Below are 14,967 nucleotides of genomic sequence, written 5' to 3'. Positions count from 1 at the left end.
CGAAGCACCGTAAGACCCACCTGCCCTTCGACAGGCTCAGGGCGAACAATAGGGGTGGATCGAGCCTTCGTTGTTGGCCAGTTGTAGGTGCTGATCGATCTAGCGCTCCCGTGAGCGCAACGGCCCCCAACGTATACCCAAACCCGTTGGTGCTGAGCCTGTCGAAGCACCGTGAGACTCACCTGCCCCTCGACAGGCTCAGGGCGAGCCATCGGGATCTCGTCCACGCTCGAGGCACGAGCGTTACGGCCGCACCGTCCCCGCGGGCGCCAGCGGCGACAGTGTGAAGCGATCGACGTCGATCCACCCCGCGCTCGCTTTGTCGGCATAGCAGAACAGCGCGAACTGCTCGCCCTGGAAGGTCCCCGTACGCCAAGCGAAGGCGAGCGGCGCGTCACCGCCGAGCGGCATCCAGCGCCGCCCGTCGAGACTGTAGGCGAACCGGCTGCGGTCGGTGGTGAAGTCCATGTCGGTACGCAGCCACAGCGCATCGCCGCGCGGCAGCGGCGCCGTCGCCAGCGTCGTGGTTACGGCGCCACCGACCTTGTCCTCCGTCACCTCCGCCGTGACCGCCGCCGTGCCGTCCGCCCCGCGGGTCACGGTCAGATTGGCGCTATACTGGCCGAGCGTGCCGAAGCCGCAGCGGTCGCCGGGCGCCAGATGACCGATGTCGAGCTTCACCTCGCCGCGGCTCGCCGGTCCCTGCCCCTTCTGGGTCAGCGTGTTGCGCCCCGACCAGAAGCGCGTCGCCACCGTCGGGCGCAGCCGCAGCCAGCCCGGCCGCTGCGTCAGCGACCAGCGCGCGGGATCGGGATTGTGGTTCCACTGCCATTGCAGCCCGAGCCGCGCGGCGGTGAAATCGTCGGAGGTCGCCGGCTCGGCGAAGCGCGCGCCGGGGATCGGCTTGGCGGCGCGGCGCGGCACGCGGCCGGGTGCGGCGGGCGTGCCCCAGACCGGCCAGTCGTCCTGCCAGAACACCGGGCTCATGTTGGTCATCCGCCCGATCGCGCCGCTGTCCTCCATCACGAAACCGAACCAGCGGCCATCGGGCAGGTCGACCAGCGCGCCCTGATGGCCGCCGCTCTTGTCGTCGATCTGGTCGCGCGTCTCCCACGGCCCGAACAGGCTGCGCGACCGCGACACGCTCAGCGCCAGCCGCGGCGGCAGCGCGTTGAACAGATAATAATAGTCGCCGCGATGGATGATCTTCGATCCTTCCGCGCCCTTGATGTAATGGATGCGCCTAGCGTTCGTGACATGGGCGAGTTGCGCATCCAGCGTCAGCAGCGTGATCGTGCCGTCGGCGGTGCTCGCGGTGGCGAGATAGGCGCGGCCGTCCGGCTCGATGAACAGGCCGGGATCGAACGCCTCGCGCTCCAGCTCGTGATAGCGCCACGGCCCGCGCACGTCCTTCGCGTACCAGATGCGCGTCTTCTGCCCGACCGGCGTGTTGGCGAGATAATAGGTGCCGGCGTGATAGCGCAGGCTGGAGGCGTACAGCCCCTTGCGATAGGCGTTGCCGCCCTCGAGGTCGTATTGCGGCAACCCCTCCAGCCGGTCGACGAGATGCGAGACGATCGTCCAGTTGATCAGGTCGCGGCTGTGCAGGATCGTGATCCCCGGCACGTTGGCGAAGGTGGTGCTCGCCATATAATAATCGCGGCCGACGCGGATGACGTCGGGATCGGGATAATCGGCGTAGAGCACGGGGTTACGGAACGTACCGTCCCCCTGGTCAGACCGCCATACCTGCGCCGACGCGGTCGTGGCCAGCAGCGCCGCCGCCGCGAATCCCCAGCCGCGCCTCATCGGCCGAACACCAGAGCGCGCGAGAAGAAGGGGAGCATCTTGTCCTGCACCCGGCCGGCGACGCCGCTGGTATGGTCGCCCGGATAGATTTCGAAGCTGTTGGCGATGCCATAGCGGTCGAGCCCGGTGTGAAGCTTCTCGGCGTCGTCCTTCAGCCCGTCGCGGTCGCCGACGTCGATGCCGATCGCGGCATAGCGCCGGAGATTGCCGGCATATTGGTCGAGCATCGCGAGCGGCGCATTCGCCGACCAGCGCGCCAGCACGTCGGGCTGCGGCACGCCGTCCTTGATCGGCAGGTCGAGGAACAGCGGCGGCGCCTTGGGATTGGGCGACCAGGCCGCCGCGGTGGCGAGCTGCGCGCGCAGGCCCCAGGACAATCTGGCGCTGTCGGCGGGCGAGCGCAGGCTGCGCAGCGCCGCCTCGTTGGCGGCATCGGGCGTACCGAGCGCGCGGGTCGACAGGCAGCACGGGCTCATCATGTACAGCGCGCCGAACGTTTCGGGATGTTTCATCCCGATCCGCGCGGTGCCGTAGCCGCCCATCGAGTGGCCCGCGAGCCCGCGGCTGCGCCGGTCGGCGATCGTGCGATAATGGCCATCGATATAGGCGACGAGGTCCTTCGCGATGAACGTCTCGAAGTCGCCGACCGTCACCGAGCTCGAATAGAAGGAGCCGTTGTGCACCGTCTTGCTGTCGGGCAGCACGACGATCATCTCGCGCGTGCCCTTGGCGAAGGCGCCCTCCACCGTCTGCGGCACGTGGATCTCGCCGATCCATTGCTCGGCACCGATCGAATAGCCGTGGAGCGCATAGATCACCGGATAGCGCCGCGTCGGGCTGCTGCGATAGCTCGGCGGCAATACGACCAGCACCGCGCGATCGGGGCTCTCGCCTTCCAGATTGCCCTCGATGCTCGGGGCATGGACGGTGATCCGCTCGATCGTCACCGGCTTGGCGCCCGGCACCGGCGCGGGCGCAGGCGTCGTCACCTGCGCCGATGCGCCGCCGACGGTGAGCGCCAGTGCGATGGCAAGCGCGCCGACACGAAAGGAAGTCATCGCGGTCAATCCTCTGCTGAAAACGAAGATCATAGTTCGACGAGCACCACGCCCTGCCGCGGCACGGTCAGCGTCAGCCGGCCGCCGGTCAGGCGCAGCGCTTCCGGCGTCAGTCGCGCGGCGCGCTTCAGCGTCGCGACCTGCGCGGGCGTCGGTCGCGCCGGCGAACCCATCGCCTGCCATGCGTCGAACGCGTTGGCGTGGCGCGCATCGACGCGCCACATCCGCCCCGCCGCCGCCGGCACGACATGCGCGACGTCGAGCGTCACGCGGGCGTCGGGGCCGGCCACGTCGTCGTCGTGATAATGCCACAGCAGCAGCGCGACGCGCCCCGGCGCGGTCCGCGTCGCAAGCACGCCGACATCCGGCGCGCCGCGCACCCCGTCGCGCAGCATCGTGTCGAGCGGCACCTGTCCGTCGCTTCGCGCCGCGAGCCGCTCCGCCCCCAGTTTCGCGAACAGCCGGAAGACGTTGAGCACCGCGAGATCGACGCCGTTGGTGGCGAGCTGGCGATAGCCGACGAACCACGGCTGGCCGACGAACGTATAGGACCAGGCGAGCGCGCCCTCCAGCCGCGTGCCGCGCCGCTGCGCCAGTTCCCACAGCCGCGCGTAGCTCGCCGCGGTGTAGCTCGCGTAGAGCGGGCCGTTGCGATAGGCGTTGGCCGGCCCCGGACAGGCGGCGCAGCCCTCCGGATCGTTCTCGCCGATCACCACCGGCTTGCCGGCGAGCTGCGGCACCGCGGCGAAGGCGGCGAACGCCTCGTCGGCGGTGCGCAGCTGGTTGGCGATTCCCATGCGGACATGGCCGTCGACCACCGCCGGCTGGCCCTTGGCGTGGAAGGACAGGAAGTCGGTCGGCGTACCCGTTCCGCCCGTCGCGTGGTTGGTGCCGGTGGTGACGTGGCGCAGGAAGCCCTGCATGAACGTGCCGCCCGCACCGGCGAGATCGGGACCGCCGACCCGCGCGGTCGGCAGCGCGCGGCGGATCGCATCGACGGTGACGTCGTGCAGCCGGTAGAAGGCCTCCGGGCTGGCGCTCCAGTAGAAGCTCAGATTGGGCTCGTTCCACGTCTGGAAATACCAGCGCTCCACCTCGGCGCGACCGTAGCGCGCGACATTGTGGAGCGTCCATCGATAGACGAGGTCGGCCCAGCGTTTCTCGTCGCGCGGCGGATAGGTCCAGCCGGCGCTGCCCTTGGCATCGACGCCCGGCGCCCAGGGCAGGCGATAGGGCGTGCCCGGCGGCGCCGCGCTCAGCGCCTCGGGCATGAAGCCGATCTCGAGATAGGGATGGATGCCGGCGGCGCGATAGCTGTCGATGATGCCGTCGACGATCCGCCAGTCGTACACCGGCTTGCCGTCGCGCTCGGTGTAGACGTTGGTGCTGCCCCATTTGAAGTCGGCGGTGCCGTCGCCGCTGGTCAGCAGGTTGTGCGCGCGGAAATAGATCTCGCTCGGCCGCAGCCGCCCGAGCTCGACGAGCAGCCGCCTGCCCTCCGCCGTCGTCGCATAATTGGGCTCGTCGGCGCCGAAGAACCGCCAGATCGGCGGCAGCGGCGCGGTGACGCGCGCCGCATCGACGCTGACGTGCACCGCACGCGGCGACGGCGCTGCCGCGGTCAGCAGCGCGAGCACCGCTGCCGCAGCCGCCGACCGGCACCAGGAGGAGGGACCGCCGCGCACCGGCTCAGCGCAGGTCGAGCACGACGACGGACTTGGCCGGCAGTGTCAGCGTCAACGTACCGCCCGCGACCTGCGCCGAGGTGAACGGCTGCGGCGTCACGGTATCGGGCGCATCGAAGCTGTTGTGCGTATCCATCGCCGCGCCGGTGACGATCCGGCCGCTCGCCTGCCCCGCCTGCACCCCGGTCAGCGCGACCGACACCGGCAGCGCGCGGTTCGGATCGAGATTGACCAGCGCGACGTGCACCTGCCCCGCGGCGTCGCGCACCGCCGAGGCGTTGACCGCGGGCACCGCCACCTCGTCCTTGTGATACCAGGGCGAGGTCAGCGTGATCGGCAGCGCCGTCGCCCCCTGCCACGGCTTGTAGAGGTCGAACACCCAATAGGTCGGCGTCTTCACCATCCGCGGCCCGTCGGTGAGCAGCATCGCCTGCAACACGTTCACCATCTGCGCGATCGCCGCCATCCGCACCCGGTCGGCATGCGCGACGAAGATGTTGAGGTTGAGCCCGGCGACCACCGCGTCGCGGATCGAATTCTGCTGTTCGAGAAAGCCGGGATTGCTGCCCGGCGTCGGATCGTACCACGTGCCCCATTCGTCCACCGCCAGCATCACGCGCTTGGCGGGGTCGTATTTGTCCATGATCGCGGCGTGCTTGGTCAGGAACTCTTCCATCTGCAGCGTATGCTGCATCGTCGTCGCCCATTCATGCTCGGAAAAGCCGATCGCCGGCCCCTTGTCCTTCCAGTCCTTGTCGCGCGGCCGCGTGTAATAATGCAGCGCCAGCCCGTCGATGTTCTTGCCGGCGATGCGCATCATCGCCTCGGTCCATTCGTAGTTCGAATCGCTCGGGCCGCTGGCGATCTTGAGCATCGGGCCATTCGCCGACTTGGCGAATTGCGCGTAGCGATTGGTCTCGTCGGCGGCGTAATCGGCGCGCATATTGCCGCCGCAGCCCCACAATTCGTTGCCGATGCCGAGATAGTTCACCTTCCACGGCTCGGCATGGCCGTTCTTGGCGCGCTCCTTGGCGAGGACGCTGCTGCCCTTCGCCGCAGTCATATATTCCACCCATTGCGCGGTTTCGGCGGGCGGCGCGCTGCCGATGTTGGCGCCGACGTAGGTGCTCGCGCCCAGCCGCTCCATCAGCCCGAAATATTCGTGCGTGCCGAAGCTGTTGTCCTCGTTCACCCCGCCCCAGTTGGTGTTGACCTTGCCCGGCCGGTCCTTCGCCGGGCCGATGCCGTCGCGCCAATGATATTCGTCGGCGAAACACCCGCCCGGCCAGCGCACCATCGGCACGTTGATCGCCTTCAGCGCGGCGAGCACGTCGCGGCGATAGCCGGCGTCATTGGGGATGCGCGATTTGGGGCCGACCCAGATCCCGCCATAGATACCGTGGCCGAGATGCTCGGCGAACTGGCCGAAGACGTCGCGATGCACCTGCGGCCCCGGCGTGTCGGCGCGCAGCGTGGCGCTGACCGACTCTGTGCTACGCTCCTGCGCGGGCGCCGTCGCCGGCAGCGAGAGCCCGGCGAGCAGCAGCGGCAGCAGCGCGCGGGCGGCGCGGGGTCGGAACGGGATCATCGGTCTTCCTCTCGTAGTGGCGGCAGCGGCGGCGGGGGTCAGGGCGTGCGGAACGTCCAGCGCCCCGCCGGGCTGGCAGGATCGAAGGCGGCGAGCGTCGGCGTACTCGCGCCGACGGCGACCAGCGCCAGCCCGGTGCGGCCGCCCGGCACCGCCTTGGGCATGATGCGGTAGGTGCCGTCGGTGAGCTGATCGACGCGCCACAATTGCTCGGTCGCACCGGTGAAGGCGGGCACCGCCTCCACCTCGCCCGCCGCGGTCGCCGCCAGCGCACGGGTCGTCCCGGCGATGATCAATTTGTAATATGGCGCGCCGAACGACCCGCCGGCGCCCGCCACCGGCGCGATCGTCCACAATTGGTGCGGCCGCACCATGTAATCGGCGAGGTCGACGCGCACCCGGCCCTGCGGCCAGCCCGGGCCATCCTGCGCCAGCGTCTGGTCGGGCAGCGGTGCGACGGGATCGTCCGCCTTGGCCCTGAAACTCGCGCGCGCGTCGAACGGGATGCGGACGAAGTCGGTCGCCAGTCCCAGCGCATAACCGCTGCGCTCGGACGCGATCTCATAGGTGCCCGGCGCGACGTTCTCGCCCGCCACCGGCCAGCCGTCGCGCCACAGCAGCGGCGCGATGCCCAGCACGCTGCGCCCGCTGCGGTCCATGTCCGCCTCGTAATGCATCGAGAATTTCTCAACGCCGCCGGGCAGCTCGATCAGCCCGAAGTGACCGGGGCCAATGTCGCGGCCACGCGCACTCACTACCAGCTTGCCGCCGCCCTTGAGCAGCGGCGTGCCCATATGGTCGAGATACGGCCCCAGCGGGCTGCGCGCCCGGCCGACGCGGATGTGATAGGTGGAATTCGGCCCGTCGCAGCAGGTGCCGTGCGTGCCGAGCAGGTAATACCAGCCGTCGCGATACATCATCGCGGTCGCTTCCATGTCGATCGCGACATCGACCGGCTGGTTGCCGGCGACGCGCAGCCCGGTCCTGGGATCGAGTTCGACGATGCGGATCGGCCCGAAATAGGTGCCGTAGGTCAGCCACAGCCGCCCGTCGGCGAGCAGGAAGGCGGGATCGATCGCATCAGCCGTCTCCACCCCGTCGCTCGACGCGACGACGCCGACGTCGTGATAGCCGAAGCGCGGCGACTTGGGGTCGAGCGACAGCGTCCACATGATCTTGACCTGGCTGGCGTGGCCGCCGGACATGCCGCCGCCGCCGACCGCATAGGCCATATAGTAACGCTCGCCGATCTTGATGACGTCGGGCGCGACGCCGCCGCCGGGCCGCACCGGGCCGCTGCGCCACGTCCAGCCGTCGTCGGAGACAAGCCCGCCCTGCCGCGTGCCGAACGTATACCAGCGTCCGTCGGAGTAAGTGACCGTGGAGGGGTCGTGGATGAACGGCTCGCCCTGCAATTGCGCGGCGGCGGGGGCGGCGGCGAGGCCGAGCGAGAGGCCGAGCGCGGCGAGGATAGGGCGGATCATGGCGGTCTCCCGGATCAGCGCAGCACGGTGGACAAAGCGGTGATCGGCTTGCCCTCCGCATCGAGGAAGCGGACGCAGAAATCGCTGAGGCCGGGACCGTTGATCACCGCGCCGCGGATGACGTTGCGGCCCTTGCGCAGCGTCAGCCGGTCCGACAGCACGTCGTCCATCACCATGCGGCGATCGTTGAACAGCCCGACCGCCTCCTTGCCGTTGAGCCACCAGATCGACGCCGCATTGGAGCCGACCGCCATCCGCACGTCGCGCATCTCGCGCGGCACATCGATCACGGTATAGGCCTGGAAGATCACGCCATAGGTCGGCTTGCCGAGCCCCTGCGCCAGGTTGAACAGCTTGGTGTCGAAACTGTTGGAGTCGAGCGCATGCCAGCGCAGCGGCTCGGCGGCCTTGACGATCGCGCCGTCGCGCGGGGTCGCGGTGAACTGGCCGGGAAAATAGCTGGTTCCCAGCGCCTCGCGCACATAGCTGGCGGTGAACACCGTATTGGTGCGGTTCGGCTTGACGATCGGTTCGAGCAGCAGCCAGCGGCGCAGGAAGCCATCGGCGTCGGGCGTGCTCGGCGCGGTGCCGGCGGGCTGAAAATAGGGCGAGATGCCGGTGGCGGGGGTGGCCTGTTGACCCGCCATGCCCGGCGTCGCGCCGGCAAGCGTCGCCAGCAGCGTCGCGCCAAGCGCCAGATGTCGTATCCGCATCCCGGTCATCATCGCTCTCCCTCGCGCCACGGGAGTCGGTCTGCGATCCGCGTCGGCCTGCCGTCGGGATCGCGCCGCATCTCCTCTTTGCGCTGTTCCGGAAGGTAAACTGGTAACGCTACCTTGTCTATCGGCGCCGGGTGGATTTATCGGAGTAATGTTCTGCCGATTTCGTCGCTCTGGCTGGCACGACGACCTGGTAGCGCTATGGTTGCGCCAGGAGCCGTCGCATCCAGCGGTGGCCGATATGGGAGAGATGAGGATGGCGGGACGTGCCATGATCCTGGCGCTGGCCTTGACCGGCGGTTCGGCGGCGATGGCGAGCGAGGCCCCGCGCTTCAGCCGCTTCGCCTATCAGGGGCAGTCGGAGGAGAAGGCCATGCCCGCGCCGGGCGCGTATCGTAACCCGATCCTGTCTGGCTATTACCCCGACCCATCGGTGACGCGGGTCGGCGACGATTATTATCTGGTCAATTCGTCCTTCGCGCATTTCCCCGGCCTGCCGGTCTTCCACTCGAAGGACCTCGTCCACTGGACGCAGATCGGCAATGCCATCGACCGCCCCGGCCAGCTCGACTTCACCGGCCGCCGCACCTCGGAGGCGGTGTTCGCGCCGGATATCTCCTATCACGCCGGCACCTTCTACATCGTCAACACCTGCGTCTCGTGCAGAGGCAATTTCGTCATCACCGCCAGGAACCCGGCGGGGCCATGGTCCGATCCGATCTGGCTGCCGTTCGAGGGGATCGATCCGTCGATCTATTGGGAAGGCGACCGCGCCTATATCGTCAACAACCGCGCCCCCGCCGAACCGCCGCGCTACGAAGGCCATCGCGCCATCTGGGTGCAGGAATATGACTGGCGCGCCGGCAAGATGGTCGGCGAGAGCACGCAATTGGTCAACGGCGGCGTCGACATCACGAAAAAGCCGGTCTGGATCGAGGGGCCGCATATCCTCCGGAAGGACGACTATTACTATCTCACCGCCGCCGAGGGCGGCACCAGCGTCAACCATTCGCAGGTCGTCTTCCGCTCGCGCGACTTGCGCGGGCCGTATGCGCCGTTCGCCGGCAATCCGATCCTGACCCAGCGCGATCTCGATCCGGCCCGCCCCAACCCGATCACCTCGGCGGGCCATGCCGAACTGGTGCAGACGCAGAACGGCGACTGGTGGGCGACCTTCCTCGCCGTCCGCCCCTATGCCGGCAATTACTACAACATCGGCCGCGAGACGTTCCTGCTGCCGGTGACCTGGGCGCAGGGCTGGCCGATGATCCTGCCGCACGGCGAGGCGATCCCCTTCACCGCGCCCGCACCCAGGCTGCCGCAACAACGTCCGCCGGCGCTGCCGACCAGCGGCGACTTTGCCTACACCGACACGTTCGCCGGACCGACACTGGCGATGCAGTGGATCGGCGTGCGCACCCCGAGACAGCCCGTCTACCGGATCGACCGCCACGAACTCGTGCTCGACCGCGGCGCGCCGATGGGCGACCTGAACGGCGTTCCCGCCTTCGTCGCGCGGCGCCAGCAGCATCACGTCGCGACGATGAGCACGACGGTGCGCTTCACCCCCGACAGCGACGGCGAGCGCGCCGGCCTCGCCGCGATGCAGAGCGACAAGAACTTCCTGTTCTTCGGCATCACCCGCCTCGCCGGCAAACCGATGGTCGCGCTCTACACCACCGACCAGGGCACCGAACGGCTGGTCGCGTCGGCGCCGCTCGCCACGACCGGTCCGGTGACGCTCACCATCCGCGCCAAGGGCGGCACGATGGCGTTCGACTATCAGGCCGGCGCCGCCCGCCGCACGCTCGCCGCCGACGTCGACGCACGCTTCCTCAGCACCGAGGCGGCGGGCGGCTTCGTCGGCACGATCGTCGGTCCCTACGCCTGGCGGCGCTGACACAAAAAAGGGGCGGTCCCGCAGGACCGCCCCTTCGTCGTGACCGATAGGATGGTCCGGCGGATCAGCCCGCCATGTCCTCCAGCTCGCGGCCCGCGGTCTCGTTGACCATCTTGCGCACGAAGAAGAACGACGCCGCGGCGAAGAAGGCGTAGCCGAAATAGGTCACCGCCAACCCCGGCGACACCGCCAGCGCCGGGAAGCTCACCGAGATCGCCGCATTGGCGATCCACTGCGCGAAGCCCGACACGGCGAGGCCCGAGCCGCGGATCTGGTTCGGGAACATCTCGCCGAGCATCACCCACATCACCGGACCCCAGCTCGCGTTGAAGAAGATGACGTAGAGGTTGGCGGCGATCAGCGCGATCATGCCGTTATGCCCCGGCAGCGAGACGGCGCCCGCCGCGTCGGTGACCGCGGTCGAGAACGCCCAGGCGACCACCGCCAGCGTCACCGCCATGCCGGCCGAACCGACGAGCAGCAGCGGCTTGCGGCCGATCCTGTCGACGGTCGCGATCGTGAACAGGCACGCCGCGATCGACAGCACACCCGACAGGATGTTGATCTGCAGCGCATTGTCCTCGGTGAAGCCGACCGCTTCCCACAGCACCGCACCGTAATAGAAGACGACGTTGATGCCGACGAGCTGTTGGAAGATGGCGAGGCCGATACCGGCCCACAGGATCGGGCGGATCTTGCCGGTGGTCTTGTCGCGCAGGTCGGACAATTTGGGCTTGTGGTGGTCGGCGGCGAGCGAGTTGCGGATCTCGACGACCTTGCGGTCGGCTTCGGCCACGCCGAACAGGCGGACGAGCACCTTGTGCGCGTCGTCTTCGCGGCCCTTGGCCATCAGGAAGCGCGGGCTTTCCGGAATGACGAACAGCGCGACGAGATAGATGGCGGCGGGGATCGCCTGCAGCCAGAACATCCAGCGCCAGGCAGGATAGCCGAGCCAGAACGGCGCGGTCGAGCCGCCGGCATAGCGGGCGAGCACGAAATTGGCGACGAAAGCGCCCGTCAGGCCGGTGATGATCATCACCTGCTGCACGCTGGTCAGCCGGCCGCGGATCGAGGCGGGGGTGACTTCAGAGATGTAGACCGGCGAGATGACGCTCGCCGCGCCGACGCCGAGGCCGCCGATGATACGCGCGAAGATGAAGATCTCGGAGCCGCTCGCCGCGCCGGCGAGCAGGGCGCTGACCAGGAACAGCAATGCCGCGAGCATCATGACGTTGCGGCGGCCGATCGCATCGGCCATCCGGCCGGCGCCGAACGCACCGATCGCCGAACCGACGAGGATCGCGCCGACGTTGACGCCGATGCCGAGCCGGCCGAGCGCGAACGCCGCCTCCAGCCCCTTCTGGGTGCCGTTGATCACGCCCGAATCATAGCCGAACATGAAGCCGCCGATCGTCGCCACCGCGACGATCGCGGCGATGAAGCCGTGGTTCGTGGCAGTCCCCCCTGCTCCCCTTACGCTGTCCGTCATCGTCTCTCCTGTGCCGGTCACCGCCGGCGAAATGGGTTGTGCCTAGTGGTTATGCCGCGGCGTACGTGCAGCGATACCCCGATATTTCAACGCGAAGTCGAGGACGCCGCCTTCGCCGAGCTGGCCGGTCTTTTCCCGGTACAGCTCTTCCCACGGCGTGTGGCTCTCGGCAATGGGCGGCGGCGTCCCGCCGCGCCGGCGCGTGATCTCGGCCTCCTCGACCAGTGCGTCGCAGCGGCCCGCGGCGAGATCGATGCGGATCACGTCGCCGGTCTGCAACCACGACAGGCCGCCGCCGACCGCGCTTTCCGGGCTGGCGTTGAGGATCGACGGGCTGTCCGACGTGCCCGACTGGCGGCCGTCGCCCAGCGTCGGCAGCGTCAGGATGCCGCGCTGGATCAGATGATCGGGCGGCTGCATGTTGACCACCTCCGCCGATCCCGGCCAGCCGATCGGGCCGGCGCCGCGGATCACCAGCATCGAGCCCTCGTCGATGCCCAGCGCGGGATCGTTGATGCGATGGTGGTAATCGTCCGATCCCTCGAACACCACCGCACGCGCCTCGAACACGTTCTCGCGTCCCGGTACGTTGAGGTAGCGCTCGCGGAACGCCGGCGAGATCACGCTCGTCTTCATGATCGCGAAATCGAACAGATTGCCGGTGAGGACGAGGAACCCGGCCTGCTCCTTCAGCGGCTGGTCGAACGGGCGGATGACCTCGCGATCGGTGGCGCCGCGGCCGGCGAGATTCTCCGCGATGCTGCGCCCGGTGACGGTCAGGCAGTCGCCGTCCAGCTTGCCGGCGCCGAGCAGCTCGTTCATCACCGCCGGCACGCCGCCGGCCCGATGGAAGCGCTCGCCGAGGAAACGCCCGGCGGGCTGTACGTCGACCAGCAGCGGCAGATCATAGCCATAGTCCATCCAGTCGCTCGGCCGCACCTCGATGCCGGCATGCGCCGCCATCGCCTGGATATGCGGCTGCGCGTTCGACGAGCCGCCGATCGCGGTGACGACGCGCACGGCGTTGAGGAAGCTCTCGCGGGTCAGGATGCGCGACGGACGCAGGTCCTCATAGGCCATATCGACGATGCGGCGGCCGGTTTCATAGGCGAACTGGCCGCGCTCGCGATAGGGCGCAGGGATCGCCGCGCAGCCGGGCAGCGACAGGCCGAGCGCCTCGGCCACCGCGTTCATCGTCGAGGCGGTGCCCATCGTGTTGCAATGGCCCGCCGAGGGCGCGCTGTCGGTGGCACGCTGGAGGAATTCCTCCTCGTCGATCTCGCCCGCGGCGAGCTTGCGGCGCGAGCGCCAGATGACGGTGCCCGAACCGACCAGCTCGCCCTCATGCCAGCCGTCGAGCATCGGTCCGCCCGACAGTACGATCGCCGGAATGTCGACGGTGGCGGCGGCCATGATCCCCGACGGCGTCGTCTTGTCGCAGCCGGTGGTCAGCACCACCGCGTCGATCGGATAGCCGTACAGCGTCTCGACCAGCCCGAGATAGGCGAGATTGCGGTCGAGCGCCGCGGTCGGCCGGCGGCAATTCTCGAAGATCGGATGGACCGGGAATTCGAGCGGGATGCCCCCTGCGTCGCGGATGCCGTCGCGCACCCGGCGCGCCAGATCGAGATGGATGCGGTTGCACGGGGACAGGTCGCTGCCGGTCTGCGCGATGCCGATGATCGGCCGCCCCGAGCGCAGCTCCGCCGGGGTCAGACCGTAATTCATGAAGCGTTCGAGATAGAGCGCGGTCATGTCGGCACGGGCCGGGTCGGCGAACCAGTCGCGCGAACGGAAGGGACGAACCGGTTGGCGTGACACGCTGGACTCTCCACTTGGACGATGCCGGACCCGGCTCATACCTTGTTGGTATCGCTATCAGGCCAAGGCGGCACGTCAAGGCTTCAAACGGACGGATCGGGCGCGCGGGCGAGTCCGACCCCGCCATCGATCCCGAATCGGCACGATCCCGATCCGTTCGCCGTGCGAAATCCGAACCTACAGCCGGGCTCTAACGCGGCGGAACGGCTTGCGAATTCGCGAGCGGCCTCATATGGTAGCGCTATCCCGCATTCGCGGCATCGCTCCAGGCCTCGTCAGAAGGCCGTCACTAGGAAGGATCATCGGCCATGAGGCTTCGTCTCGCCCTCTGCCTGACCGCCGCCACGCTCGGCGCCACCGCCACGCTCGCGCTCGCGCAGGTCGCCAAGCCCGCGCCCGCCGCCGAGCCGCGCAGCCCCGAGGGCAAGCGCTATCTCAGCCAGCCGCTCGTCAAGAACCTCTATTTCGCCGACCCTTCGGCGCACGTCTTCAACGGCAAGCTTTACGTCTACCCGAGCCACGACGTCGACGCCGGCATCCCCGACGACGATCTTGGCACGCAATATGCGATGCACGACTATCGCGTGCTCAGCATGGATCGCATCGGCGGCCCGGTGACGGTGCATCCGGTGGCGATCGACGTGAAGGATATCCCCTGGGCCTCCAAGCAGACCTGGGCGCCCGACGCCGCCTATAAGAACGGCACCTATTATCTCTACATGCCGGCGCGCGACAAACAGGGCGTGTTCCGCATCGGCGTCGCCACGTCGAAGTCGCCGACCGGCCCGTTCAAGGCCGAGCCGGCACCGATCAAGGGCAGCTTCTCGATCGATCCCGCGGTGTTCACCGACACCGACGGCCAGAGCTACATGTATTTCGGCGGCATCTGGGGCGGCCAGCTCCAGCGCTGGACCACCGGCCGTTTCGATCCGAACGCCGGCGACACCGACATGAAGCAGGACGACAAGCCCGCTTTGTCGCCCAAGATGGCGCGCCTGTCGGCCGACATGAAGCAGTTCGCCGAGCAGCCGCGCGATGTCGTCATCACCGACGAGGCGGGCAAGCCGGTGCTCGGCGGCGACCATGACCGCCGCTTCTTCGAGGCGTCGTGGGTGTTCAAGCGCGGCGGCAAATATTATTTCACCTATTCGACTGGCGATACCCATTTCCTCAATTACGCGGTCGGCACGACGCCCTACGGCCCGTTCCGCTATACCGGCCATATCCTGTCGCCGGTGCAGGGCTGGACGTCGCATCACTCGATCGTCGAGTTCAAGGGCAAGTGGTGGCTGTTCTATCACGACACGCAATTGTCGAATAAGAACTACCTGCGCTCGGCCAAGGTCGCCGAACTGACCTTCAATCCGGACGGCACGATCGTGCAGCTCGACCCCTTCAAGAACTGAGCGGCGGC

At 68.4% G+C, this 14,967-nt stretch carries 10 protein-coding genes; 2 read left to right on the top strand and 8 right to left on the bottom strand.

Annotated elements, in window-relative coordinates; genetic code table 11:
- Positions 1-243 precede the first annotated feature (243 nt).
- From AC07UH_RS02890 to AC07UH_RS02865, 6 genes are read right to left on the bottom strand one after another with little or no spacing between them, the layout of a single operon-like run.
- On the bottom strand, positions 244-1,809 hold the full coding sequence (locus AC07UH_RS02890) for a glycoside hydrolase family 43 protein (protein ID WP_495179399.1): 1,566 nt from the start codon (positions 1,807-1,809) through the stop codon (positions 244-246).
- On the bottom strand, positions 1,806-2,867 hold the full coding sequence (locus tag AC07UH_RS02885) for an alpha/beta hydrolase (protein WP_495179400.1): 1,062 nt from the start codon (positions 2,865-2,867) through the stop codon (positions 1,806-1,808). The genes AC07UH_RS02890 and AC07UH_RS02885 overlap by 4 nt, the downstream gene beginning before the upstream one ends.
- 29 nt (positions 2,868-2,896) lie before the next feature.
- Complete coding sequence (locus AC07UH_RS02880; RefSeq protein WP_495193938.1) at positions 2,897-4,504, bottom strand: GH39 family glycosyl hydrolase; 1,608 nt, start codon at positions 4,502-4,504, stop codon at positions 2,897-2,899.
- A 52-nt stretch (positions 4,505-4,556) separates the two neighbouring features.
- Positions 4,557-6,140 (bottom strand): alpha-N-arabinofuranosidase, encoded by a 1,584-nt coding sequence (locus tag AC07UH_RS02875; protein ID WP_495179402.1) that lies wholly within the window; start codon positions 6,138-6,140, stop codon positions 4,557-4,559.
- A gap of 38 nt (positions 6,141-6,178) precedes the next feature.
- Positions 6,179-7,624 (bottom strand): family 43 glycosylhydrolase, encoded by a 1,446-nt coding sequence (locus AC07UH_RS02870; RefSeq protein ID WP_495179403.1) that lies wholly within the window; start codon positions 7,622-7,624, stop codon positions 6,179-6,181.
- A gap of 14 nt (positions 7,625-7,638) precedes the next feature.
- Positions 7,639-8,337 carry an acetylxylan esterase gene (locus tag AC07UH_RS02865; RefSeq protein ID WP_495179404.1) on the bottom strand — a complete coding sequence of 233 codons (699 nt, stop codon included), beginning with the start codon at positions 8,335-8,337 and terminating at the stop codon, positions 7,639-7,641.
- Between the two features lie 256 nt (positions 8,338-8,593).
- On the opposite strand from AC07UH_RS02865, the gene AC07UH_RS02860 reads away from it, so the two are divergent.
- Positions 8,594-10,243, top strand: a complete 1,650-nt coding sequence (locus AC07UH_RS02860; RefSeq protein ID WP_495179405.1) for a glycoside hydrolase family 43 protein — start codon at positions 8,594-8,596, stop codon at positions 10,241-10,243.
- 64 nt (positions 10,244-10,307) lie between these two features.
- Here AC07UH_RS02860 and AC07UH_RS02855 read toward each other — a convergent pair whose 3' ends face one another.
- On the bottom strand, positions 10,308-11,732 hold the full coding sequence (locus AC07UH_RS02855; protein WP_038663768.1) for a sugar porter family MFS transporter: 1,425 nt from the start codon (positions 11,730-11,732) through the stop codon (positions 10,308-10,310).
- Between the two features lie 42 nt (positions 11,733-11,774).
- Positions 11,775-13,592 (bottom strand): IlvD/Edd family dehydratase, encoded by a 1,818-nt coding sequence (locus AC07UH_RS02850; protein ID WP_425423971.1) that lies wholly within the window; start codon positions 13,590-13,592, stop codon positions 11,775-11,777.
- Between the two features lie 269 nt (positions 13,593-13,861).
- On the opposite strand from AC07UH_RS02850, the gene AC07UH_RS02845 reads away from it, so the two are divergent.
- Positions 13,862-14,959, top strand: coding sequence for a glycoside hydrolase family 43 protein (locus tag AC07UH_RS02845; RefSeq protein ID WP_495179406.1), 1,098 nt, complete (start codon positions 13,862-13,864; stop codon positions 14,957-14,959).
- Positions 14,960-14,967: the final 8 nt, after the last annotated feature.

Source organism: Sphingomonas sp. GW821-FHT04B01 (genome assembly GCF_059420425.1).
This window is presented reverse-complemented; position numbering and strand designations above follow the sequence as displayed.

Excerpts from the sequence above, each read along its gene's own strand:
- AC07UH_RS02855 (WP_038663768.1), bottom strand. The coding sequence starts at position 11,732 with ATGACGGACAGCGTAAGGGGAGCAGGGGGGACTGCCACGAACCACGGC.
- AC07UH_RS02875 (WP_495179402.1), bottom strand. The coding sequence starts at position 6,140 with ATGATCCCGTTCCGACCCCGCGCCGCCCGCGCGCTGCTGCCGCTGCTG.
- AC07UH_RS02860 (WP_495179405.1), top strand. The coding sequence starts at position 8,594 with ATGAGGATGGCGGGACGTGCCATGATCCTGGCGCTGGCCTTGACCGGC.
- AC07UH_RS02890 (WP_495179399.1), bottom strand. The coding sequence starts at position 1,809 with ATGAGGCGCGGCTGGGGATTCGCGGCGGCGGCGCTGCTGGCCACGACC.
- AC07UH_RS02850 (WP_425423971.1), bottom strand. The coding sequence starts at position 13,592 with ATGAGCCGGGTCCGGCATCGTCCAAGTGGAGAGTCCAGCGTGTCACGC.
- AC07UH_RS02885 (WP_495179400.1), bottom strand. The coding sequence starts at position 2,867 with ATGACTTCCTTTCGTGTCGGCGCGCTTGCCATCGCACTGGCGCTCACC.
- AC07UH_RS02870 (WP_495179403.1), bottom strand. The coding sequence starts at position 7,624 with ATGATCCGCCCTATCCTCGCCGCGCTCGGCCTCTCGCTCGGCCTCGCC.
- AC07UH_RS02845 (WP_495179406.1), top strand. The coding sequence starts at position 13,862 with ATGAGGCTTCGTCTCGCCCTCTGCCTGACCGCCGCCACGCTCGGCGCC.
- AC07UH_RS02865 (WP_495179404.1), bottom strand. The coding sequence starts at position 8,337 with ATGCGGATACGACATCTGGCGCTTGGCGCGACGCTGCTGGCGACGCTT.